The sequence below is a fragment of the Cupriavidus necator genome, from assembly GCF_040578825.1.
Taxonomy (GTDB): Bacteria; Pseudomonadota; Gammaproteobacteria; order Burkholderiales; family Burkholderiaceae; genus Cupriavidus; species Cupriavidus necator_E.
The window spans coordinates 1-21557 of record NZ_JBEFLI010000015.1; the positions used below are offsets into that span (position 1 = coordinate 1).

At 68.3% G+C, this 21557-nt stretch carries 18 protein-coding genes; 8 read left to right on the forward strand and 10 right to left on the reverse strand.

The window, feature by feature from the left end; all coding sequences use genetic code 11:
- Window positions 1-95 precede the first annotated feature (95 nt).
- Window positions 96-863 carry an IclR family transcriptional regulator domain-containing protein gene (locus tag AB1I47_RS10050; RefSeq protein WP_354683604.1) on the reverse strand — a complete coding sequence of 256 codons (768 nt, stop codon included), beginning with the start codon at window positions 861-863 and terminating at the stop codon, window positions 96-98.
- Between the two features lie 129 nt (window positions 864-992).
- On the opposite strand from AB1I47_RS10050, the gene AB1I47_RS10055 reads away from it, so the two are divergent.
- Entirely contained in the window at window positions 993-2861 is a 1869-nt protein-coding gene (locus AB1I47_RS10055) for a bifunctional sugar phosphate isomerase/epimerase/4-hydroxyphenylpyruvate dioxygenase family protein (RefSeq protein WP_354683605.1), read from the forward strand.
- 4 nt (window positions 2862-2865) lie between these two features.
- Here AB1I47_RS10055 and AB1I47_RS10060 read toward each other — a convergent pair whose 3' ends face one another.
- The 6 genes from AB1I47_RS10060 to AB1I47_RS10085 form a co-directional block, all read right to left on the reverse strand.
- On the reverse strand, window positions 2866-3756 hold the full coding sequence (locus AB1I47_RS10060) for a DMT family transporter (RefSeq protein WP_354683686.1): 891 nt from the start codon (window positions 3754-3756) through the stop codon (window positions 2866-2868).
- A gap of 158 nt (window positions 3757-3914) precedes the next feature.
- Window positions 3915-5108, reverse strand: coding sequence for a c-type cytochrome (locus AB1I47_RS10065; protein WP_354683606.1), 1194 nt, complete (start codon window positions 5106-5108; stop codon window positions 3915-3917).
- A 31-nt stretch (window positions 5109-5139) separates the two neighbouring features.
- Window positions 5140-6111, reverse strand: a complete 972-nt coding sequence (locus AB1I47_RS10070; RefSeq protein WP_354683607.1) for an ABC transporter ATP-binding protein — start codon at window positions 6109-6111, stop codon at window positions 5140-5142.
- Window positions 6105-7163: an ABC transporter permease gene (locus tag AB1I47_RS10075; RefSeq protein ID WP_354683608.1), complete on the reverse strand. Its 1059-nt coding sequence runs from the start codon at window positions 7161-7163 to the stop codon at window positions 6105-6107. Before AB1I47_RS10075 ends, AB1I47_RS10070 begins: the two co-directional genes overlap by 7 nt.
- 4 nt (window positions 7164-7167) lie before the next feature.
- A complete protein-coding gene (locus AB1I47_RS10080) occupies window positions 7168-8181 on the reverse strand; it encodes an ABC transporter substrate-binding protein (protein WP_354683609.1) in 1014 nt (337 codons plus the stop codon).
- A gap of 108 nt (window positions 8182-8289) precedes the next feature.
- Window positions 8290-9381, reverse strand: a complete 1092-nt coding sequence (locus AB1I47_RS10085) for an LLM class flavin-dependent oxidoreductase (protein ID WP_354683610.1) — start codon at window positions 9379-9381, stop codon at window positions 8290-8292.
- A gap of 223 nt (window positions 9382-9604) precedes the next feature.
- Here AB1I47_RS10085 and AB1I47_RS10090 point away from each other — a divergent pair, with 223 nt between their 5' ends.
- The 3 genes from AB1I47_RS10090 (at window position 9605) to AB1I47_RS10100 (ending at window position 13161) form a co-directional block, all read left to right on the forward strand.
- Complete coding sequence (locus AB1I47_RS10090; protein WP_354683611.1) at window positions 9605-10816, forward strand: acyl-CoA dehydrogenase family protein; 1212 nt, start codon at window positions 9605-9607, stop codon at window positions 10814-10816.
- Window positions 10817-10930: 114 nt separating this feature from the next.
- Window positions 10931-11557, forward strand: a complete 627-nt coding sequence (locus AB1I47_RS10095) for a cysteine dioxygenase family protein (protein WP_354683612.1) — start codon at window positions 10931-10933, stop codon at window positions 11555-11557.
- Complete coding sequence (locus tag AB1I47_RS10100; protein WP_354683613.1) at window positions 11554-13161, forward strand: rhodanese-related sulfurtransferase; 1608 nt, start codon at window positions 11554-11556, stop codon at window positions 13159-13161. The genes AB1I47_RS10095 and AB1I47_RS10100 overlap by 4 nt, the downstream gene beginning before the upstream one ends.
- A gap of 37 nt (window positions 13162-13198) precedes the next feature.
- Here AB1I47_RS10100 and AB1I47_RS10105 read toward each other — a convergent pair whose 3' ends face one another.
- Together AB1I47_RS10105 and AB1I47_RS10110 are read right to left on the reverse strand one after the other, a co-directional pair.
- Window positions 13199-13369: a hypothetical protein gene (locus AB1I47_RS10105; RefSeq protein ID WP_354683614.1), complete on the reverse strand. Its 171-nt coding sequence runs from the start codon at window positions 13367-13369 to the stop codon at window positions 13199-13201.
- 84 nt (window positions 13370-13453) lie between these two features.
- Window positions 13454-14056, reverse strand: a complete 603-nt coding sequence (locus tag AB1I47_RS10110; protein ID WP_354683615.1) for a nucleotidyltransferase domain-containing protein — start codon at window positions 14054-14056, stop codon at window positions 13454-13456.
- A gap of 327 nt (window positions 14057-14383) precedes the next feature.
- On the opposite strand from AB1I47_RS10110, the gene AB1I47_RS10115 reads away from it, so the two are divergent.
- The 4 genes from AB1I47_RS10115 (at window position 14384) to AB1I47_RS10130 (ending at window position 20784) form a co-directional block, all read left to right on the forward strand.
- A complete protein-coding gene (locus AB1I47_RS10115) occupies window positions 14384-14794 on the forward strand; it encodes a cobalt-zinc-cadmium resistance protein (protein WP_407935818.1) in 411 nt (136 codons plus the stop codon).
- 201 nt (window positions 14795-14995) lie between these two features.
- Window positions 14996-16498, forward strand: a complete 1503-nt coding sequence (locus AB1I47_RS10120; RefSeq protein ID WP_354683617.1) for a TolC family protein — start codon at window positions 14996-14998, stop codon at window positions 16496-16498.
- 2 nt (window positions 16499-16500) lie between these two features.
- Window positions 16501-17661 (forward strand): efflux RND transporter periplasmic adaptor subunit, encoded by a 1161-nt coding sequence (locus tag AB1I47_RS10125; RefSeq protein WP_354683618.1) that lies wholly within the window; start codon window positions 16501-16503, stop codon window positions 17659-17661.
- A 6-nt stretch (window positions 17662-17667) separates the two neighbouring features.
- Complete coding sequence (locus AB1I47_RS10130) at window positions 17668-20784, forward strand: efflux RND transporter permease subunit (RefSeq protein WP_354683619.1); 3117 nt, start codon at window positions 17668-17670, stop codon at window positions 20782-20784.
- A 179-nt stretch (window positions 20785-20963) separates the two neighbouring features.
- Here the strand turns inward: AB1I47_RS10130 and AB1I47_RS10135 are convergent, their stop codons facing one another.
- Window positions 20964-21548, reverse strand: a complete 585-nt coding sequence (locus AB1I47_RS10135; protein WP_354683620.1) for a methyltransferase domain-containing protein — start codon at window positions 21546-21548, stop codon at window positions 20964-20966.
- Window positions 21549-21557 lie beyond the last annotated feature (9 nt).

Sequence of the window (21557 nt, forward strand, 5' to 3'; positions counted from 1 at the left end):
ATGACCTGCCCCCTCAATGCGGCTCTGAGCTGCGGTGTAACGCACCTCAAGCTTAATCCGCGTACCTTGAGGCGCGGCAGGTCCATACATGATGTCTAGAGCACGCGCATGATCAGCAGCGCGGTGTCCTGCAACACCTGCAGCACGCGGTCCACCGCCTGCTGCGCGGTCTCGTCGCCGATCGGCATATTGACCGACAGCGCGGCGATCACCTTGCCGTGGCGGTCGCGCAGCGGCACCGCGATGCCGCGCACGCCGGTCTGCAACTGCTGCTCCAGCATCGCATAGCCCTGCGCGCCGGCCTTGCGGATTTCTTCGAGCAGGCGCTCGTGCTGCAGGATGGTGTACGGCGTATAGGGCGCGAGCACGCAGGTTTTCAGCCACTCGCGCACCTGCTCTTCGGGACGCGACGCCAGCATCATCACCCCGGCCGAGCCCAGCGGCGCCGGCACCCGCGCGCCCAGCACGAAGCCGGTGCTCATCACGCGGCTGGTGCTGGTGCGGGCGATAAACACCAGCTCCCAGCCATCGAGCACGCTCAGGTAGGCCGCTTCGCCGAGCTGCGCGGTGATCTGCTGCAGGAACGGCTGCACCGTGCGCGGCAGCCGCGCCGAATCGAAATACGACCAGCCCACCTTGAGCACGCGCGGCGTCAGGCTGAACAGCGTGCCGTCGCTGGTGGTGTAGCCCAGGTGCTCCAGCGTCAGCAGGTAGCGGCGCGCGGCGGTGCGCGTGAGCCCCGTCAGTTGCGCCGCCTGCGTCGGCGTCAGGCGCGGATGGTCGTTGTCGAAGGCCTCCAGGATGGCCAGGCCTTTTTCCAGCCCGGCGATCCAGTCACGCCGGTTCAGCGGTTCCTTTTCCATGGTTAACCCGAATTTCGCGCGAATGATGATCGCAATGGAGCGATTGTCGCACGCTTGCGCGCGAATCGTGGTTGTTGCGCGCGGGGATGGCTCATAACCTTTGGCCACCATCGCCACTTAGCTATCGCCATGACCGCAGTCCGCCGGCCCCTGCCGAAATCCATCGCCACTGTCTCGCTGTCCGGCACGCTGCCGGAAAAGCTCGACGCCGCCGCGGCCGCGGGCTTTGACGGCGTGGAGATCTTCGAGAACGACCTGCTGCATTTCGGCGGCTCGCCCGCCGACGTGCGGCGCATGGCGGCCGATCTCGGCCTGCAGATCCTGCTCTACCAGCCGCTGCGCGACTTCGAGGCCATGCCGGATGCGTTGTTCGCCCGCAATATGGCGCGCGCCGAACGCAAGTTCGACGTGATGGAGCAGCTGGGGGCGGAGATGGTGCTGGTCTGCAGCAATGTGCAGGATGTCGCGATCGACGACCCGGCGCGCGCCGCCGCCGACTTGCGCCGGATGGCCGAGTCCGCCGCGCGGCGCGGTCTGCGCGTGGGATACGAGGCGCTTGCCTGGGGCCGCCACACGCGCCGCTGGCAGCAGGCCTGGGAGATCGTGCAGCGCGCCGACCACCCCGCGCTGGGGCTGGTGCTCGACAGCTTCCACACGCTGTCGCTGGGCGATTCGCTGCAGGGACTTGACGCGGTGCCCGCGGAAAAGATCTTCTTCGTCCAGCTGGCCGACGCGCCGCGCCTGTCGCTGGATGTGCTGTCGTGGAGCCGGCACTACCGCAACTTCCCCGGCCAGGGCGACCTGCCGGTGACAGACTTCGCGCGCGCGGTGCTGCAGGCGGGCTATCGCGGGCCGTTGTCGCTGGAGGTATTCAACGACGATTTCCGCGCGGCACCGGCGCGGCTGACGGCGCAGGACGGGCTGCGCTCGCTGATCTGGCTGGAGTCAGAGGCCGGCGGCACGCCGCTGCCGCAGCCGCCGGTGCTCGGTGGCGTCGATTTCATCGAGTTCGCCGTCGACTACGTGGCCGGCCGCGAGCTGGCGCAACGGCTGGCATCGCTGGGCTTTGCTCACGCGGGCCGTCATCGCTCCAAGGCGGTGGACCTGTACCGCCAGGGCGGCATCAACCTGATCCTCAATGCCGAGCAGGACAGCGCCGCTGCGGGGCATTTCCAGCTGCACGGTCCCTCTGTCTGCGCGATCGGCCTGAAGGTCGACGACGCCCGCCGCGCCATCGCGCGCGCCAGCGCACTGCTGTGCAAGGAATGGCGCGAGCCGGTCGGGCCCGATGAGCGCGTGATTCCCGCGCTGCGCTCGCCCGACGGCATGCTGTTCCACCTGATCGACGACCGCGACGCCGACCGCAGCATCTACGAAAGCGACTTCCTGCTCGATACCGATGCGGAAGCCGTTCACCACGGCGCCGGCCTGTCCGCGATCGACCATCTGGCGCAGGCGCTGCCGGCGAACCGGCTCGACAGCTTCGTGCTGTTCTACCGCTCGGTGTTCGGCATGGCGCCGGAGGCCGTGCACGAGATCGCCGATCCGTATGGCCTGGTGAAGAGCCGCGCGATGGTCAGTCCCGGGCAGCAGGTGCGCATTCCGCTCAATGTGTCGGAGAGCGGGCGCACCGCGACGGGCCGCTTCGTGGCGGCTTACGCGGGTTCGGGCGTGCATCACATTGCCTTCCGCTCGGACCGTATCGAACCGACGCTGGAAGCGATCGACCGCCGCCGCGCCGCGATGCTGCCCGTGCCGGACAACTACTACGACGACGTGGCCGCGCGGCTGGCACTGGATGATGCGTTGCTTGCGCGCCTGCAACGCCTTGGCGTGCTCTACGACCGGGACGCCCACGGAGAATTCCTGCACGCCTATACCGAGCCGTTCCACGAACGCTTCTTCTTCGAGCTGGTGCAGCGCCATGGCTATCTCGGCTACGGCGCAGCCAACGCTTCGGTGCGCATGGCCGCGCAGGCGCAGTTGCGGCTCGGCTGAACGGCTACGTCGCGCCAACCGTGCGCGCCGGCAGCGCGCGCTCGCGCGCCGCGGCCACCGTGCCGCCGACGCCGCTGGCGGCAATCAGCGCGACCCCCAGCACGGCCCATGCATCGGGCAAGTAGTCGAAGGCGAGCCAGCCGCCCAGCATGGCGAAGGCGATCTGCAGGTAGAGATAGGGCGTCAGCACGCTGACCGGCGCGCGCGCATAGGCCAGCACCAGGAACAGGTGGCCGGCGGTGCCTGCGAGCGCCATGCCGGCGAGCAGGCCCCAATGCCACGGCGCGAGTTGCGAAGTCCAGGCGAACGGCAACGCCGCCGAGAGCAGCACCGTCGCCACGCAGCCGGTATAGAAGTGCGTGGTGCCGGCGCCGTCGGCGCGGGTCAGCACGCTGGTGAGCAACTGGTAGACGGCATTGCACAGCACGGTACCCAGCGGCAACAGCATCGCCGGCTGCATGCCGGCGTCCGGCCGGATCACCACCAGCGCGCCGGCAAATCCCGCCAGCAGGCACAGCCAGCGCACGGCCGACATGCGTTCGCCCAGCATCGCGGCCGCGGCCAGCGCCATCACCAGCGGCGTCAGGCTGACCACGGCGGTGAACTCGCCCACCGGCAGCACCTGCAGGCTGAAGAAGGCGCATCCGCTCGAAAGCAGCATCGCCACCGCACGCGCGCACTGCAGCAGCGGGCGGCGCGTGCGCAGCAGGGACCGCCCGCGTGCGGGCAGCAACACCGCTCCGGTCAGCGCCGCCTGCACCAGGTAGCGCAGCCACAGCGCCATCACCACCGGCACGGCGGCGCCGGCGATCTTGGTCAGCGTGTCGAGCGCGGCGAAGCACGCCACCGTGGCGACCATCAGCGCGATGCCCTGCAGCGCCCCGGCGCTTCCCATGGCGCTCACGCCGCCTTCCTTATCTGCACCATGTCACCGATCCACGTTGGCTTATCGCTTCGATGCGCAGGTTAACGGCAGCAGCGGGGGGCATCACGGTAATGGATGGAAAGTCAGAATTCGCTGGCAGCGAATAATCGGGGAAGGCCGGCCTGCATTCAGTGGATAAGGCCACCCTTGACGAAGCGCACCGGCTCGGCATCCATGCGCAGCAGCAGCGCGGTCAGGCCGTCGGCGGCGGGCGCAACGTTGCGCGAGGTAGTGGCGGCAGGCCCGGACACGCACACGAGGTCGGCATCCGACCATTGCCGCCCCGGTGCGCCCCGCGCCCGCAGCCAGCCGGCTCGGTCAGCCAGCAACTGGGTTCCCGCCAGCCGCGCCGGTGCTTCGCCGGCGATCGACGCCAGCGCCTGCCAGGCATTGGGCGACGTGGCCGTGCAGCCGGCGCGAAAGCGCGGTACCTGCGCGGGCGGTTTGCCGTCGGGTGTGACCAGCACGGTCAGGAAGCGGGGATCCTCATACGGCAGCGACGCGGCGCCATCGACCGCCACCAGCCGCACGCGCTGGCCGCCGCGCCACTGCGACAGCGCCAGCGGCGCGTCGGTGCCGCAGCGGATCGCCATCTCGGGCAGGCGCAACGGCACCGGCCAGTTGCCATCGGTACCCGCGGCGCTGCCGGCCGTACTGCCCGCCGACAGCGCCTTCATATAGTCGATCACGGCCCAGGTCTCGCGCGCGCCAAGGGCGTCGCGGAACGCCGGCATGGTGGGCCGGCCGTGCCGATCGCGCATGCCCGCCTGCACATGCCAGAACAGTTCGCCATCGGCGCGGCGCGCGAGCAGCGGGCTGACCAGCGTCGGCGGCCACTGGGCGAGGGTGGCGGCCAACCGCCCTTCGCCACGGCCATCGGCTCCATGGCAGCCGGCGCAGTGCTGGCCGTAGACGCGCGCGCCCAGTGCGATCGCATCGACAGAGAAGCGGGTAGGGCTGGCGTGGAAGCTGGTGGGCACGGCCGGGCCCAGCAGCAGCGCTGCGCTCGGCCACGGCGCCACCACCAGCGCCAGCGCGGCGACGGCCAGCAGTACGCCGCGATGGCGGCGCCACGCCAGCGCGAGGACCACGGCCAGCAGGGCGAAGGCGAGGGCGCAAAGGCTCAGGCCAAGCTGGCGCGCCAGACCAAGATCGATCAGCAGCGTTTCACCGGCGATGCGCGCGGCCCATGGCCACGCCGGCTGGCCGTGGCTGTCGCCGGTCAGGCCCAGCGCGTGCCACAGCGACAGCAAGCCCAGCTGGAACTTCTCGATCAGCACCAGCAGCGCGTTCAGCCATGCCTGCGGAGGCGGGCCGCTCATGCGGCGGCCCGCGCGGTGAAGCGATGGGGCATTACCAGCTCGCGTCGAGTCCCAGGTGGCGCAGCGCCTCGTGCCGCAGTTCGGTCAGCCGCGGGTCGCCGCGATGGCGCGGGTAGGGCAGGTCCACGCTGATCTCCGCGGTGATGCGCGCCGGACGCTGGCTGAACACGATCACGCGCTGCGCCAGGAACAGCGCTTCTTCCACATCGTGCGTGACCAGCAGCGCAGAGAAGCGCGAGCGCTGCCACAGCTCGACCAGGTCGCTCTGCATCGCCAGCCGCGTCAGCGAATCCAGCTTGCCCAGCGGCTCGTCCAGCACCAGCAGCCGCGGATCGTTGACCAGCGCGCGTGCCAGCGCCACGCGCTGCGCCATGCCGCCGGAGAGCTGGTGCGGGAAGGCGCGGGCGAAGGCTTCCAGGCCTACGCGGCGCAGGGCAGCGTCGACGCGGTGGCGCTCCTGCGCCAGCAGGCCGCGCGCCTGCAGGCCGAGGGCGACGTTGTCCCAGACGCGACGCCAGGGGTAGAGCGTGGGGTCCTGGAACACGACGATGCGCGACGGGTCGGGCTCGGTGATCGGCGTGCCGTCCTGCAGGATCTCGCCGGAAGAGGGCTGGTCGAGGCCGGCGACCAGGCGCAGCAGCGTGGACTTGCCGCAGCCGCTGGGGCCGAGTAATGCGACGAATTCGCCGGGGGCGACGTTGAGGTCGACGTGGTCGAGAACGGGTAGCCGGTCATCGCCGCTGCCGAACCAGTGGCTGACCTGTCGAATGTCGATCCTGGCACCGGTCAGGACGCCGGGCGCATTCTCTACCGCCGCGTTAACTCCCCGCTCGCGGGAGAGGGGCGGGGGGAGAGGGCCGGCGTGTGCAGCATCACCACCGCCCGCGGCCAGGCCAGCGCCCAGCCTCACCCCCGACCGCTTTCCCACTTCGCCCGAGCGCGGAGCCTTCTTCAGACTTGCGTGGGGTCTCGAGGCTTTCAACCGCTCAACAACACTCACCATTTCACCGTCCCTTTCTGCCACGACAGTACGCGATCGCGCGCCACAAACAACAGCGTGATCACGCCTGAAAACAGCAACGCCATCACAATCAGCGCCGCATACATGTTCACGTACGAAGCCCACCCCTGCGCCCACGTCAGATACCAGCCCAGCCCCGACTTCACGCCCATCATCTCCGCCGTCACCAGCACCGAGAACGATGCGCCCAGCCCCATGAACAGCCCGACAAACACCTGCGGCAGCGCCGCCGGAATCGCCACGCGCAGCACCAGGAACCACCCCGAAGCGCCCAGCGTGCGCGCCACGTCGTAGTAGCTCTTGTTGACCCCGGCCACGCCCGACCAGGTCAGCACCGCAACCGGGAAGGCCGTCGCCAGCGCGATCAGGAACACCGCGGCGGAATAGCTCGACGGGAAGAAGTAGAAGGTCAGCGGCAGCAGCGCGGTCGAAGGCAGCGGGCCGAGCACGCGCAGCACCGGATGCACCCAGTAGCCGATGCGGCGCGACCAGCCGATCGATACGCCGACGAGGAAGCCTGCCAGCCCGCCGTAGGCCACGCCCAGCCCCAGCAGCCTGAGCGTGTTGAGCACGCTGTCGCCCAGCCGGCGCCAGTCGTCGGCATAGACCTCGATCAGCGCCTGCGGCGGCGCAAAGAAGGGCGTCGGCAGGATCGCGGTCTTGGCGGTCAGGATCTCCCAGGCCGACAGCACTACCGGCAGCGCAATCAGCCATGGGCCGGCGCTGCGCAGCGCGACCAGCGCGCGTTGCGCGGCGCGGATACGCTGGCCGACGAGCGCGACCAGCGCCAGCAGTACGGCGCCTGCCAGGGCGGCAATCCCCAGTTCCTCCGTATAGGCCCAGTCGCTGAAGCCCACCATCTGGTTGGGCCATTGCCACGTCAGCGCGCCGAACGCGGCCCACGCCAGCGCGGCGACGATGCCCGTGGCCCACACGGGCCTGGCACTGTGCGCGGAAGTGCCGGAAGGCGAGGCAGAAACCGGGGCACGCTCGCGCGCGAGCCCCGCGTCGAGTGCAGCTTGGCTGGTCGTCATCGCATTACCCCAGGACATTGGCGTAGACATGCTGCGCCAGGCGTTTGGCATCGGTGGTCTTCTTCAGCACGCCGATGCGGCGGAAATCGTCGGCGTAGAACGCGATCTCGTCGCGCAGGTCGACGCCGGTCGGGTGGTGGGTATAGGTCAGCGTGGCGTAGAGCTTGCGCAGGTCGTCCGGGTTGATCTTGGGCGAGTATTTGGCGAAGACCCTGGCGGCCTCGTTGGGATTCTCGTTGACGTAGTCGGTGGCCTGCACGATGGCGCGCGCCAGCGACGTCGCCGCGGGACGGTCGTTGCGCACCAGCTCGCCGCGCGCGCCGATCACGCAGCAGACCTTGCGCGCGTACTCGCCGGTCAGGTTGGTGGCCAGCTCGACGTAGGCGCCGTTGGTGCGTTTCTCCAGGAGGTAGAGGTTGGGATCGCCGTCGGCGATGGCCTGGATTTCGCCCTTGTCGACCGCCACGCCCAGCAGGTCGGCGGGGTACTGGCGCCAGGTGATGTCCTTGTCCGGGTCGATGCCGTGCTTGGCCAGCAGGATGGTGAAGAAGTGCTTGCCCGGCGCGGCCAGGTCGCTGACGCCGACGGTCTTGCCCTTGAGCTGCTGCAGGCTGGTCACGCCCGCGGCTTTCGATCCCACCAGCCGCACGCAGCCGCCGTGCGAGCTGCCGATGATCTTGACGTCAAAGCCCGCTTCCAGCGGCTTGAGCCAGCGGTGGATCATGCCGACCGCGGCATCGGCCTTGCCGGTGGCGATCGATTCCAGCAACTGGTCGGTCGAGCCGCTGTAGTTGATGAGGTCGACCTGCAGGCCGTTCTTCTCGAAGAAGCCCTTCTCCTGCGCCACCACGATCGGCGTCAGGCAGAACGAGTTCTGGTTCCAGGCAAAGGTCAGTTTGCGCGGCGCCGACCAGGCCTGGCGGCCCAGGATCAGCGACGGCGCGGCAATGGCGGCGGCGCCGGCAACGCGCAGCACATCGCGGCGGCGCGGGTTGGCAGTGGTGTGCTTCTGGCTCATGTGGAGACTCCCCGTTTTCGTTGTTGGTGTGTGGCGTTAGTCGAGTTCAGCGCGGCGGCGCGCTGGATCGGGACGACGGCGTTCCTGGCGAGGGTTCGTCCGGGTGGATCAGGCCGCCTTGCGCTCGGCCGCGGCATCGTGCTGCGCGACCAGTTCGCGTACGCGCGGAATCAGTTCGCGGCCGTAGTCGATGGCGTCTTCGAGCGGATCGAAGCCGCGGATCAGGAAGGTGGTCACGCCCAGTTCGTAGTACGCCAGCAGCGCCTGCGCCACCTGCTCGGGCGTGCCGACCAGGCCGGTGGAGTTGGAACGTCCGCCGGTCTCGCGCGCGATCGCGGTCCACAGCCGCTGGTCGACGCGCTCGCCCTTGTCTGCGGCGGCCAGCAGGCGGCGCGCGCCTTCGCTCTGCTGCGGGCCGCCGCGGCTGTAGCCGGCCTGCACGCGCAGCGCACGGGTGCGTTCGAGGATGCTGTCGGCGCGGGCCCATGCCTTTTCTTCGGTCTCGGCCAGTACGGGGCGGAACGACACGGAGAAGCGCACCTTGCGTCCGTGTCTGGCGGCCTCGGCGCGCACGCGCGTGGTCAGCTCGCGCACCTGGTCGAGCGATTCGCCCCACAGCGCGTAGACATCGGCGTGCTTGCCGGCCACCGTGAGCGCCGCTTCCGATGCACCGCCGAAGTAGATGGGCACGTGCGGCTGCTGCGCGGGCTTGACTTCAGAAAAGCCCTGTGTGAAGCGGTAGAACCGGCCTTCGTGGTCGAACGGTGCTGGCTCGGTCCAGATCCGGCGCAGGATCTGCAGGTATTCGTCGGTGCGCGCATAACGCTGGTCGTGGTCGAGGAAGTCGCCGTCGCGCTGCTGCTCGCTGTCAGAGCCGCCGGAGATAAAGTGGACCCCGAGCCGGCCGCCGCTGAACTGGTCGAGCGTGGCGATCTGGCGCGCGGCCAGCGTCGGCGCGGTAAAGCCGGGCCGGTGCGCCAGCATGAAATGGATGCGCTCGGTGACGCTGGCGGCGTAGGCGATGGTCAGCGTGGCCGACGGACCGGTGGAATGGTGCGGCACCAGGATGCGGTCAAAGCCCGCCTGCTCATGCGCCTGCGCAAAGGCGCGCACATAGTCGCGGTCGATCACCGGCCCTGCGGGCGGATGGATCTCGGACTGCTTCTGGCTCTGGATCATGCCGATGAAATCGACGCTCATGCGGGTGCTCCTGTATCGGTGTGGACGGCTGCAGACCGCCGGGGTAGTGATGGGCTGAGGAAGAAAGTACGACAGCCGCGCGCCGCCACTAACGAATAAAAACGACGGACCATATTCAATAAGCGTCGTTTCCGGAACGCGGGGCCGGCGGTACGCTATGCGGCATTCATGGCGATGCCTTCCGCAGCGGGCATCGGCCGTCATCCTTCCCGGAGCGTTCCCGATGTCTTCGACGTCTTCCCTGCGCCGGCTGCCCAGCAGCGACGCGCGCCTTGGCGACGTGCTGGCCGAGCTGTCCGCACGCTTTGCCGCCGGTGCTGCCGCGCACGATGCGGCCGCCAGCTTTCCGCACGATCACTTCGCGCAACTGCATGCGCACGGGCTGACCGCGCAGGTGGTGCCGCGCGAGCATGGCGGTGGTGGGGCAGGGCTGGCGCAGGCACGCCGCATCGTCGCCGCGGTGGCGGGCGGCGAGCCCGCCACCGCGCTGGTGCTGACCATGACCTACCTGCAGCACCGTGCGATCGCGCGCGCCGACTCGCACTGGTCGCCGACCGTGCGCGACGCGGTCTTTGCCAGCGCGGTGCAGGACGGCGCGCTGATCAACGCATTGCGTGTCGAGCCTGAGCTGGGCTCGCCCGCGCGCGGCGGCCTGCCGGGCACGATTGCCACGCGCGTGGGCGACGGCTGGCGCATCAGCGGGCGCAAGCTCTATAGCACCGGCATCCCGGCGCTGCGCTGGCTGGCGGTATGGGCGCGTACCGACGAACCCCAGCCGCGCGTGGGCGTGTTCCTGGTACCCGGACCGGCAGCAGGCATTGCCGGCGTGCGCATCGTCGAGAACTGGAACCATCTCGGCCTGCGCGCGTCCGGCAGCCACGAGACCGTGCTCGACAATGTCTGGATTCCGCCCGATCACGCCGTCGATATCCGCGCGCCGTCGGCGTGGGCCCCGGCTGGCGCGAGCCAGGCCGATATCGATGCCAATGCCGACCAGCAGGCCTGGATGGTGGTGCTGCTCGGCAGTCTTTATGACGCGGTGGCACGCGCGGCCGATACCTGGATCCGCACCTTCGTGCGCGAGCGCGCACCCGGCAGCCTGGGCGCGCCGCTGGCCACGCTGCCGCGCGTGCAGGAAGCCATTGGCGAGATCGCGGCGCTGCTGCGGACCAACCAGGTGCTGCTCGATGACGCCGCCGCGCGCGCCGATGCGGGCGACGCGCCCCCACCCGCCGACAGCGGCCTGCTGAAGTTCACCGTCACCGGCCATGCGATCCGCGCGGTGGAGCTGGCGCTGCAGCTATCGGGCAACCACGGCCTGAGCCGCAACAACCCGCTCGAGCGCCACTATCGCGACGTGCTGTGCAGCCGCATCCATACGCCGCAGAACGACGCCATCCTGGTCGCCGCCGGACGTGCGCAGCTGGGCCTGTAAGCACGCGCCCCGCCTGGCCGTGCTATGTTTGCGGGACCAGCGCCCCGCAGAGGGCAGCATGGCCGGCGCCGGGCGCGCCGGCGAACCATATCGAGACACTCCGGAGCGATTCCCATGGGCAGTTCCCCCAACCCCAATGCGGCCAACGCACTGGCGCCGCTGCGCGACTTCATCACCAGCCTGGCCGCGCTGCTCGACCAGCATCCCGACGAACCGCGCCTCCTGCGCGAGGGCGGCGCGCTGCTGGCTGAACTGGTCGCGCACGACAACTGGCTGCCCGATGCCTGGGCCCAGCCGCACCCCGAGTACTACCAGCAGCACCTGCTGCATTGCGATTCCGCCGAGCGCTTTTCCATCGTCAGCTTTGTCTGGGGACCGGGGCAACGCACGCCGATCCACGACCACACCGTGTGGGGCCTGATCGGCATGCTGCGCGGCGCCGAGGACTCGCAGCCGTTCGTGATCGACGGCAGCGGCAAGCCAGTGCCGCAGGGCGATGCGGTGCGGCTGCTGCCCGGGCAGGTGGAAGCCGTATCGCCGACGGTGGGCGACATCCACCGCGTCAACAACGTCTATGACGACCGCGTCTCGGTCAGCATCCACGTGTACGGCGCCAATATCGGCGCGGTGCGCCGCACCGTCTATGCCGAGGACGGCACGCGCAAGCCCTTTATTTCCGGCTATTCCAACCACACCCTGCCCAACCTGTGGGACCGCTCCCGCGAACTTGCCCAGTCATGACCAACAACAACACTGCATTCCCGACTGATACGCGCGAGGACGTGCGCAAGGCCCTGCTTGACGGCGCAGAGATCGCGCTGATCGACGTGCGCGAGGAAGACCCGTTTGCGCAGGAACACCCGCTGTGGGCAGCCAATTTCCCGCTGTCGAAGCTTGAACTGGAAGCGTGGTCGCGCCTCCCGCGCCGCGACACGCTGATCGTCGTCTACGGCGAATACGCCGGTGCGGACCTGGCGCCGCGCGCCGCCGCCGTGCTGCGCGAGCTGGGCTATACGCGCGTGCATCTGCTCGAAGGCGGGCTGCGTGGCTGGATCGATGGCGGTGGCGAGGTGTTCCGCGACGTCAACGTGCCCAGCAAGTCGTTCGGCGAACTGGTCGAGGCCAAACGGCATACGCCGTCGCTGGCGGCCGAACAAGTGCAGGCGCTGATCGACAGCAAGGCCGACGCGGTGATCGTCGACGCGCGCCGCTTCGACGAATACCAGACCATGAGCATCCCGACGGCCACCAGCGTGCCGGGCGCCGAACTGGTGCTGCGCGTGCGCGAACTGGCGCCGGACCCGCGCACGCAGGTGATCGTCAACTGCGCCGGCCGCACGCGCAGCATTATCGGCACGCAGTCGCTGGTCAATGCCGGCATTCCCAACCCCGTCGCGGCGTTGCGCAACGGCACCATCGGCTGGACCCTGGCCGGGCAGCAACTGGACCACGGCGCCAGCCGCCGCGCGCCGGCCGCGGTCAGCGACGCCAACCGCGACAGCGCGCGCCGCGGTGCGCGCGAGATTGCCGATCGCGCCGGCGTGCGCCGCATCGCGCTGGCGCAACTCGATTCGCTGCAGCAGGCGGGCCGCACGGTATATCGCTTCGATGTACGCACGCCGGAGGAATTCGCCGAGGGCCACCTGCCGGGCTGCGTCAACGCGCCGGGCGGGCAACTGGTGCAGGAAACCGACCACAACGCGCCGGTGCGCGGCGCGCGCATCGTGCTGGCCGACGACGATGACGTGCGCGCCAGCATGACCGGATCGTGGCTGGCGCAGATGGGATGGGAGGTGTGGGTGGTGGAACCCGTCGATGCCGCCGCGCGCAGCGAAACGGGCGCCGTTGCCGCGCCGGTCCCGGACGCAGCGCCGGTATCGACAGTGACGCCGGCCGAACTGGCGGCATGGCTCGATGCCGGCGATGACAGCGTCGCCGTGCTGGATTTCACCGCCAGCGCCAATTACGTCAAGCGCCATATCCCAGGCGCCTGCTTTGTCATCCGGGCACAGCTTGCCGACGCGCTGCAACGCATCCCGCAGCCGCGCCGCTATGTGCTGACCTGCGGCTCGAGCCTGCTGGCACGCTTCGCCGCGGCAGACCTGCGGCGCCTGACCGATGCGGAGATCTTCGTGCTGGAAGGCGGCACGCAGGCGTGGATCGCCGCGGGCCTGCCGCTGGAACACGGCGAAACGCGGCTCGCGTCGGCACGCACCGACCGCTACCGCCGGCCGTACGAGGGCACCGACAGTCCGCGCGAGGCGATGCAGGGCTACCTCGACTGGGAATTCGGGCTGATCGCGCAACTGGAGCGCGACGGCACGCATGGGTTCCGGGTGGTGTAGGGCGATCTCACCTTACCGGACACGGGCAGCGATATCGTTAGGGTTTGAGCATGCCGGGATGATGCGCCTGCAACCATTGCGAGGTCTCGCCGAGCATCCGTTCGGCGAGTTCCAGCGCGAGACGCAAGTCCGGCGCCCTGACCGTGGCAAATCCCGTGTACTTTGAATTGCGGATCGTCAGCAAGCCGTCCAGTTCGTCCAGCAGCAATTGAGTTTCTGTACAGCGGCGCGAAGCAGGTCCTGGACCATCTGCTTGTTCTGCAGTCGCTCCATGCGGACGACCTGCGGTTCGTCAACCGCCAGTTGTGGCGGCTTGCGTGCGGCCATGTGCGAGTTCTCCCTTCAAGGCGATGGTAGGTTGCTGCGTAATGCCGATTGCGAAACTGTTGCCATCTGCCAGCATCTGTTCGAATTCAGGCCGGGAGAACACCGATGCATGGATTTCCCGGCCATGCTTGCGGCCCACCGACTTCAGCAGTGCATGGATGCGGATCGTGCTGAGTTCCTCGCCCAATACCAGCACGTCAAGGTCAGAGGATGCCTTCTCCTCCCCGCGTGCGACCGAGCCGAAAACCACGGCTGTTTCTACCTCCGGTGGTAGCGCCTCTTTCACATCTTCAAGCAGTGCGTCACTACGTCGCACGATATCGGCCAGGCCGTTCAGCAATGGCGAATCAGACGCCCGGTAAAGCACATTCCTGCCGTCTTGCGTCCGCACCACCAAGCCGATGTCAGCCCAGCGTTTGAGCCAACGCGCCACATTACCGCTGTCGGTGCCGGCCAGTCGTGCCAGTTCGGCTGGGGCGTGTTGCTTGCCCGGGCTCAGGTAAAGTGCCCGAAGCAGCGCAAAGCGTTTTTCGCCACCAAAGAGTTCACTCAACAGAGCGTTATGCATGGGGTGGGCTCCACTCTTTACTGCCTAATACGCAGCAGCGCTGTCTATTGGACAGCCATGCTGCGTATCATACAGCGCCGCTGCCTGATACGCAGCAACACCGGCCCCCTGGTTTCCCCAGCGTTTAGGGCGAGGGCCGGTCACGGCAGAAGAAGCGTCCTAAATTCTCCCTACATGCATTCATCCTTCCACGCAATTGGGGAACAAGCGTAACGATTCTCTGTCAATCGTAATCGTTACGTTACAATGCTGTACCGCAGCACGCCCGGAACGCCCCGAAAATGGCGTATCCGGCGCTGCCGCCCGCCACTGCGCCGCCGCCAAACCATGCGATTGTTGTTCCTGCTGCTGACTGCCATGTGCCTGTCGCTGCTCTCCTTTGGAGCAGCGGCGGAGGCGCGCACGGCGCTGCCGGCGCAGGTGCAGGGCAGCGCTGAGCTGATGGATCTGGCGGCGGCGCAACCGGTCGATGATCTGGGCCGGATCGTCGTGCCCGGCGAAGACGGGTTGCATGACGACGATATCTGCGACGACCCGCCACCCGGCTACTGCAATATCTGGTCGGCCGACCTGCTCGATCCGCTCGACCTGCTCGACGAGATCGAGGAATCCAGCGCGCTGTTCGCGCTGCCGCCAGTACAGCTGATGTTGCCCACCGGCGACGTTGCGCAATCTCCCCCCGGCCGCGCCGAGCCGCCGCCTTCGGCCTTCTTCCGGCCGCCCATTTCCCGCGCCTGAGCGTTTCCTGCGCCCGCACCGCACGCGCTGCCGCATGCACCCGCCGTGCCGCGGGCCGCGCCCCCTTGCCTGATATCGCCAGCCTGCCCGCTGCTTTGCCGCGCGGGTAAGCCGCTGCCGTTGTCCGTCCTGCCGTGATCACTCGCGCCGGGGCGCGCGGCGGCATGGCGCAGGCAGTCGTATTGCTTGCTTTCCCGACTCATGACAACAACCAAGCTGACCCTGATCGCGTCGCTGTCGCTGCTCGCGTTCGCCGCCGCACCGGCCCATGCCGCCGCTGCCGCGGGTGCGCCGACGAAGACCGCCGACGCTGCTGGTGCCAATGCTGGTGCCTCACTGGCCACACCCGCCGCCCCCGCCTCCCTGTACAAGCCTGCTGCCGCACCGATGTCCGGTGCCGCCATCGTCGCAGCCGCGGCAACGCCGAAATCGCCCTCGGCCCGCCCCGCTGGCGCGAGCGCCGGGCCCGCCCATTCGGCCTATTCGCTGCCGCAACTGCTCGACATGGCGCAGTCCACCAACAAGGGCGTGGCCGCCGCCGAGGCCGGCGTCGATGCCGCCAGCGCTGCCATCAGCAGCGCGCGCGCCTACCCGAATCCCCAGGTGGAGGTGATGTACGGCCGGCTGTCGGCCAGGCAGCCCGGTGTCACCAGCGGCAACGCGCCCAGCTATGCGATCGTGCAAAAGTTCGACTATCCGCACCAGCGCAGCCTGCGCGAGGCCATGGCCACGCGCGGTCTGGAGTCGTCGCAGGCGGCACGGCAGGGGTTCCGCGCGGACCTGGCTGCGCGCGTGAAGATGGCTTACTACGAGGTGCTGCGGCGCGAGAGCGAACTGCACGCCGCCGAGGAAGACCTGGCGATGATGCGCCAGATCCACTCGCGCGCGAAGCTGCGCGTGGAAGTCGGCGAGGCCCCGCGCTATGAGCTGATCAAGGCCGAGACCGAACTGCTGGCGTCGCAGAAGAGCCAGCAGACCGCCGAGCTGCGCGTGAACCAGGCCAAGGCCGCGCTGCGCCAGCAGGTGGGCGGTGCCATGCCGGGCCAGTTCTCGCTGGCCGGCACGCTGGGCCAGCCACCCGAGATGCCGCCGCTGCCGGTGCTGCGCGACACCATGACCGCCAGCAATGCCGAGCTGGCCCAGCGCCGCATGGAGCTGGAACGCGCCCGGCTGGGCGTCGATTACCAGCGCTCGCTGCGCTGGCCCGAGGTGGCGGTGCGCGCCAGTACCGACCGCCAGCCTGACAACAACGTGTCGCAGATCGGCCTGGTCATGACCATCCCGCTGTGGGACCGCCGCAAAGGCCCCGTCGGCGAGGCTACCGCGCAGGCCACGCAGGCGCTCAGCGCGCTGGAAGCGCGCGAGTTCGAGCTTACGCAGGAGCTGGAAACCGCCTACCGCCAGTACGAGATCACGCAGGCGCAGGTGACGGCGCTGGAGTCCGGCATCGTGCGCGAGGCCGAGTCGGCGCTGGGCGTGGCCGAGGCCGCGTACCGCTTCGGCGAGCGCGGCATCCTCGACTACATCGATGCCCAGCGCGTGCTGCGCGGCGCGCGCAACGAGCTGATCGCCGCCCAGTACGAGCTGCAGGTCGCCGCCATCCAGATCGAAAAGCTTATGTCGACCGCCCCGGGCGCCACCGCCGCGCCGGGCCTGCAGCCGCAGCCGCAGCCGCAGCCGACTCCCACCATCGAACAGAAATAACCATGCGTCCCAATTTCCTGCTTTCGCTGACAGCCGCTGCCGTCCTGACGTTCAGCCTGGCGGCCTGTTCCAACAAACCTGAGCCCGTCGCCGAAGCGCCCAAGCTGCCGCCCGGCGTGATCCAGCCGGAAGGCAACCTGCAGAAGTCGCTGAAGGTGGCGGCCGTGAGCACCTCCCCGTTCAGCGAGATCCTGCGCGTGGCCGGCCGCGTCGACTTCGACGAGCAGCGCGTATCGCGCATCGGCGCCAGTGTGACCGGCCGCGTGACCGACCTGTACGCCGCGCTGGGCCAGGAAGTAAAGGCCGGCCAGGTGCTGGCCCGCCTGCACAGCAGCGAGCTGGGCGCCGCCCAGATGGCCTTCCTCAAGAGCGAGGCGCAAAGCGAGCTGCAAGTGCGCAACGCCGAGCGCGCGCGCCAGCTCTTTGCCGCCGACGTGATCGGCCGCGGCGAACTGCAGCGCCGCGAGAGCGAACTGGCGATCGCCTCGGCCGAGATGCGCGCCTACCGCGACCAGCTGCGCGTGCTGGGCATGTCGCAGGCATCGATCGCACAGCTCGCCAAAAGCGGCAGCATCAACTCGCATTCGCCGGTGTATTCCAGCATCAGCGGCACCGTGGTCGAGCGCAATGTGGCGCAGGGACAGGTGGTGCAGCCGGCCGATGCGCTCTATACCGTGGCCGACCTGTCGCGCGTGTGGGTGGTGGCCGAGGTGCCCGAGCAGCAGGCCGCGCAGGTGGCCGAAGGGCAGAGCGTTGAGATCGAGGTGCCGTCGCTGACCAACGGTGCCGGCCGCCAGATCATCACCGGCAAGCTGATCTACGTGGGCCGCACCGTCAACCCGCAGTCGCGCACGGTGCTGGTCCGCACCGAGCTCGATAACCGCGAAGGGCGCCTGAAGCCGGCGATGCTGGCCAGCATGCTGATCGCCGGCAAGCCGGTCGACCAGCTGGTGATCCCGGCCTCGGCCGTGGTGCGCGAAGGCAACGACGAGCTGGTCTATGTCGAGATGCCCGGCAACAAGTACCGGCTGACCAGGGTCAAGCTGGGGGCCGAGAGCGATGGCATGCGCGTGGTGCAGAACGGCGTGAAGGCCGGCGACCGCGTGGTGGTCGATGGCGCCTTCCATCTGGACAACGAGCGCAAGCGCCTCGAGCAAGGGTAATCGGCCATGATGAAATCCCTGGTTGAAGCCGCCATCAAGCAGCGGCTGGTGGTGTGCGTGATTTCCGTGGTGCTGCTGTTCTTCGGACTGAACGCCGCCACCAAGCTGTCGGTGGACGCCTTCCCCGATGTGACCAACGTGCAGGTGCAGATCGCTACCGAAGCCACGGGCCGCTCGCCCGAGGAGGTGGAGCGCTTTGTCACCGTGCCGATTGAAATGGCGATGACGGGCCTGCCCGGCCTGGAAGAGATGCGCTCGCTGAACAAGGCGGGCTTGTCGCTGATTACGCTGGTGTTCACCGATGCCACCGACGTGTATTTCGCGCGCCAGCTGGTGATGGAACGCCTGATCGAAGTGGGCGGGCGCATGCCGGAAGGGGTGACGCCGGTGCTGGGGCCGGTCTCGACCGGCCTGGGCGAGGTCTACCAGTACACACTGGACCGCGCCGACGACGGCAACCGCGAACTGACGCAGGAAGAGCTGGCCGAGCGCCGCATCGCCCAGGACTGGGTAGTGCGTCCGCTGCTGCGCTCGATCCCGGGCGTGGCCGAGATCAACTCGCAGGGTGGCTATGTGCGCCAGTACCAGGCGCTGGTCAACCCGGAGCGCATGCGCCACTACGATATCTCGGTGCAGCAGGTCTACCAGGCGCTGGCGCGCAACAACGCCAACTCAGGCGGCGGCGTGCTGCCGCACTACGCCGAGCAGTACCTGATCCGCGGCGTGGGTCTGGCCAAGGGCGTCGATGACCTGGGCAGCATCGTGCTCAAGGAGGTCAACGGCACGCCGGTGTACCTGCGCGACGTGGCCAACGTCACCATCGGGCACGAAGTGCGGCAGGGCGCGCTGGTCAAGAACGGCCAGACCGAGGCGGTCGGCGGCATCGTCATGATGATGCGCGGCGGCAATGCCAAGGAGGTGGTCAGCCGCGTCAAGGAACGCGTGTCGGAGATCAACGAGCGCGGCATGCTGCCGGGCAAGCTGCAGATCGTGCCTTACTACGACCGCAGCGAACTGGTCGACGCCGCGCTGTGGACAGTGACCAAGGTGCTGCTCGAAGGCGTGGTGCTGGTGGTGATCGTGCTGTTCCTGTTCCTGGGTGACGTGCGTTCGTCGGTCATCGTGCTGGCCACGCTGGTGCTGACGCCATTGCTGACCTTCATGGTGATGAACCAGGTAGGCCTGTCGGCCAACCTGATGTCGCTCGGGGGCCTGGCGATCGCCATCGGCCTGATGGTGGACGGGTCAGTGGTGGTGGTGGAGAACGCGTTCGAGCGGTTAGGGCACAAGGAGCCCGGGCTCAGCAAGACCGAGATCCTGGTCAAGGCGGTGCAGGAAGTGGCCACGCCGGTGATCGTCGGCGTGGGCATCATCATCCTGGTGTTCCTGCCGCTGATGACGCTGTCGGGCATGGAAGGCAAGATGTTCGCGCCGCTGGCGTTCACCATCTCGATCGCGCTGGCGATCTCGCTGTTCCTGTCGCTGACGCTGTCGCCGGTGCTGTCGTCGTACCTGCTCAAGGGTGGCGCCGAGCATGACACGCGCGTGATCGCGTTCATGAAGCGCCACTACCTGCGCATGCTGCACTGGGCGCTGGGCAACAGCCGCAAGACCGTGATCAGCGCGGTGGGAGCGTTCGTCGCCACGCTGCTGATCGTGCCGCTGCTGGGTACCTCGTTTATCCCGGAGATGAAGGAGGGCTCGATCGTGCCCGCGATCGACCGCGTGCCCAATATCTCGCTGGAAGAGTCGATCAAGCTGGAGAAGGAGGCCAACAAGCTGGTGCTGGGCGTGCCGGGCGTGAAGTCGGTGGTGTCCGGCGTGGGCCGCGGCGAAAGCCCGGCCGATCCGCAGGGCCAGAACGAATCGACGCCGATCGCCAGCCTGAAGGACCGCGACCAGTGGCCCGACGGCTGGACCCAGGACGATATCGCCAACGCTATCCGCGAGAAGCTCAAGGCCATCCCCGGCGTGCAGATCGTGATGGCGCAGCCGATCTCGGACCGCGTCGACGAGATGGTCAGCGGCGTGCGCTCGGACGTGGCGGTGAAGGTGTTCGGCGACGACCTGGACAAGCTGCGCGAGCTGGCGGGCGAGATCTCGCGCGTGGCCGGCGGCATCCAGGGCTCGCAGGACATCCGCATCGAGCGCGTGTCGGGGCAGCAATACCTGTCGATCGAGATCGACCGCCAGGCGATCGCGCGCTACGGGCTCAACGTGTCGGACATCCATGACGTGATCGAGATCGCGATCGGCGGCAAGCGTGCCACGGACATCTTCGAAGGCGAACGCCGCTTTGCCGCAGCGGTGCGCCTGCCGGATGAGTTCCGGGGCAACGTGCAGGCGATCCGCCAGTTGCTGGTGGCAACGCCCAACGGCATGCAGGTGCCGCTGCAGAGTGTGGCGAAGATCGAGGTCAACGACGGCCCGGCGCAGATCAGCCGCGAAATGGCCAAGCGCCGCGTGGTGGTGATGATCAACGTGAAGGACCGCGACCTCGGCGGCTTCGTGGCCGAGCTGCAGCAGGCCGCCGGCAGCAAGGTCAAGCTGCCGGAAGGGTACTACCTGGAGTGGGGCGGCCAGTTCCAGAACATGGAACGCGCGATGGGCCACCTGAAGATCATCGTGCCGGTGACCATCGCCGCGATCTTCTTCCTGCTGTTCCTGCTGTTCAACTCGCTGCGCTTTGCCACGCTGATCATCACGGTGCTGCCCTTTGCATCGATCGGCGGCATCATCGGGCTGTTCGTGACGGGTGAATACCTGTCGGTGCCGGCCTCGGTGGGCTTTATCGCGCTGTGGGGGATGGCGGTGCTGAACGGGGTGGTGCTGGTGTCGTATATCCGCTCGCTGCGCGATTCGGGTTTGTCGCTCGATGACGCGGTGGTGCAGGGCGCGACGCAGCGGTTCCGGCCGGTGATGATGACGGCGACCATTGCGATGCTGGGGCTGGTGCCGTTCCTGTTCTCTACGGGGCCTGGCTCGGAGGTGCAGCGGCCGCTGGCGGTGGTGGTGATCGGCGGGCTGATTACGTCGACGCTGCTGACGCTGGTGATGGTGCCGACGTTGTACCGGTGGTTCGATGACCGGAAGCCGGATCCGACCAGGGATGTGCCGGTGTGATGCTGGCCTGTTCCTGAGCTACCGCTTGTTTGCCTCCCCTCCCGCCTGCGGGAGAGGGGCGCGTTCGCGAGGGAACGGCAGGCAACGCAGGCTTTTTTGCCGGAATGTTTGCCCGCTTCAAACAAAAACGCCCCATGCGATGCATGGGGCGTTTTTGTTTTTCCCGTCAGACTCCAGCCTCAAGCCAGCCGCCCATCCTCCCGCCGCGACCACAAATCCAGCATGAAATCCGGCTCTTCATGATGCACATGATGGAACAGCCCTGGCTGCTTGCCCAACGCATCATGCACCGCCTGTGCCGTGATCTGCTGCTCGGCAAACGGATGCCGGAAATGGCAGGCGACGATGACGCCGTCATCGGCCAGCGCTGCCGCGGCCTGCGCCGCCACCTCGTTCCAGTCGGACTTGGGGAAGTAGTAGCCCAGCTCGGAGAACACCATCAGGTCGAAGGTACCGGCCGGCCAGTGCTGCGGCAGCTCGCCGGTCAGCACCTGCGCCTGCGGAAATGCCGCCAGCCGCTGCCGCGCCTGCTCGGCGGCGGCATCGGCCAGTTCCATCGCTACCAGTTGATCGCAGCGCGGCGCCAGTTCGATGCTCAGGTGGCCGCCGCCGCAGCCGGGTTCGAAGGCGCGCGCGAAGCGTTCGCGCGGCAGCGTCGCCAGCAGCAGCGCACGCTTGCGCGCTTCATACCAGCGCGTGCCGATGCCCCATGGATCTTCGTTGCGGCCGTACAGCCGGGCGAAGTAGTCGCGGTCGACCGGCATGGCTCAATG

Coding starts and splice junctions, on each gene's coding strand:
- AB1I47_RS10050 (WP_354683604.1), bottom strand. CDS start 863: ATGGAAAAGGAACCGCTGAACCGGCGTGACTGGATCGCCGGGCTGGAA.
- AB1I47_RS10055 (WP_354683605.1), top strand. CDS start 993: ATGACCGCAGTCCGCCGGCCCCTGCCGAAATCCATCGCCACTGTCTCG.
- AB1I47_RS10060 (WP_354683686.1), bottom strand. CDS start 3,756: ATGGGAAGCGCCGGGGCGCTGCAGGGCATCGCGCTGATGGTCGCCACG.
- AB1I47_RS10065 (WP_354683606.1), bottom strand. CDS start 5,108: ATGAGCGGCCCGCCTCCGCAGGCATGGCTGAACGCGCTGCTGGTGCTG.
- AB1I47_RS10070 (WP_354683607.1), bottom strand. CDS start 6,111: ATGGTGAGTGTTGTTGAGCGGTTGAAAGCCTCGAGACCCCACGCAAGT.
- AB1I47_RS10075 (WP_354683608.1), bottom strand. CDS start 7,163: ATGACGACCAGCCAAGCTGCACTCGACGCGGGGCTCGCGCGCGAGCGT.
- AB1I47_RS10080 (WP_354683609.1), bottom strand. CDS start 8,181: ATGAGCCAGAAGCACACCACTGCCAACCCGCGCCGCCGCGATGTGCTG.
- AB1I47_RS10085 (WP_354683610.1), bottom strand. CDS start 9,381: ATGAGCGTCGATTTCATCGGCATGATCCAGAGCCAGAAGCAGTCCGAG.
- AB1I47_RS10090 (WP_354683611.1), top strand. CDS start 9,605: ATGTCTTCGACGTCTTCCCTGCGCCGGCTGCCCAGCAGCGACGCGCGC.
- AB1I47_RS10095 (WP_354683612.1), top strand. CDS start 10,931: ATGGGCAGTTCCCCCAACCCCAATGCGGCCAACGCACTGGCGCCGCTG.
- AB1I47_RS10100 (WP_354683613.1), top strand. CDS start 11,554: ATGACCAACAACAACACTGCATTCCCGACTGATACGCGCGAGGACGTG.
- AB1I47_RS10110 (WP_354683615.1), bottom strand. CDS start 14,056: ATGCATAACGCTCTGTTGAGTGAACTCTTTGGTGGCGAAAAACGCTTT.
- AB1I47_RS10115 (WP_407935818.1), top strand. CDS start 14,384: ATGCGATTGTTGTTCCTGCTGCTGACTGCCATGTGCCTGTCGCTGCTC.
- AB1I47_RS10120 (WP_354683617.1), top strand. CDS start 14,996: ATGACAACAACCAAGCTGACCCTGATCGCGTCGCTGTCGCTGCTCGCG.
- AB1I47_RS10125 (WP_354683618.1), top strand. CDS start 16,501: ATGCGTCCCAATTTCCTGCTTTCGCTGACAGCCGCTGCCGTCCTGACG.
- AB1I47_RS10130 (WP_354683619.1), top strand. CDS start 17,668: ATGATGAAATCCCTGGTTGAAGCCGCCATCAAGCAGCGGCTGGTGGTG.
- AB1I47_RS10135 (WP_354683620.1), bottom strand. CDS start 21,548: ATGCCGGTCGACCGCGACTACTTCGCCCGGCTGTACGGCCGCAACGAA.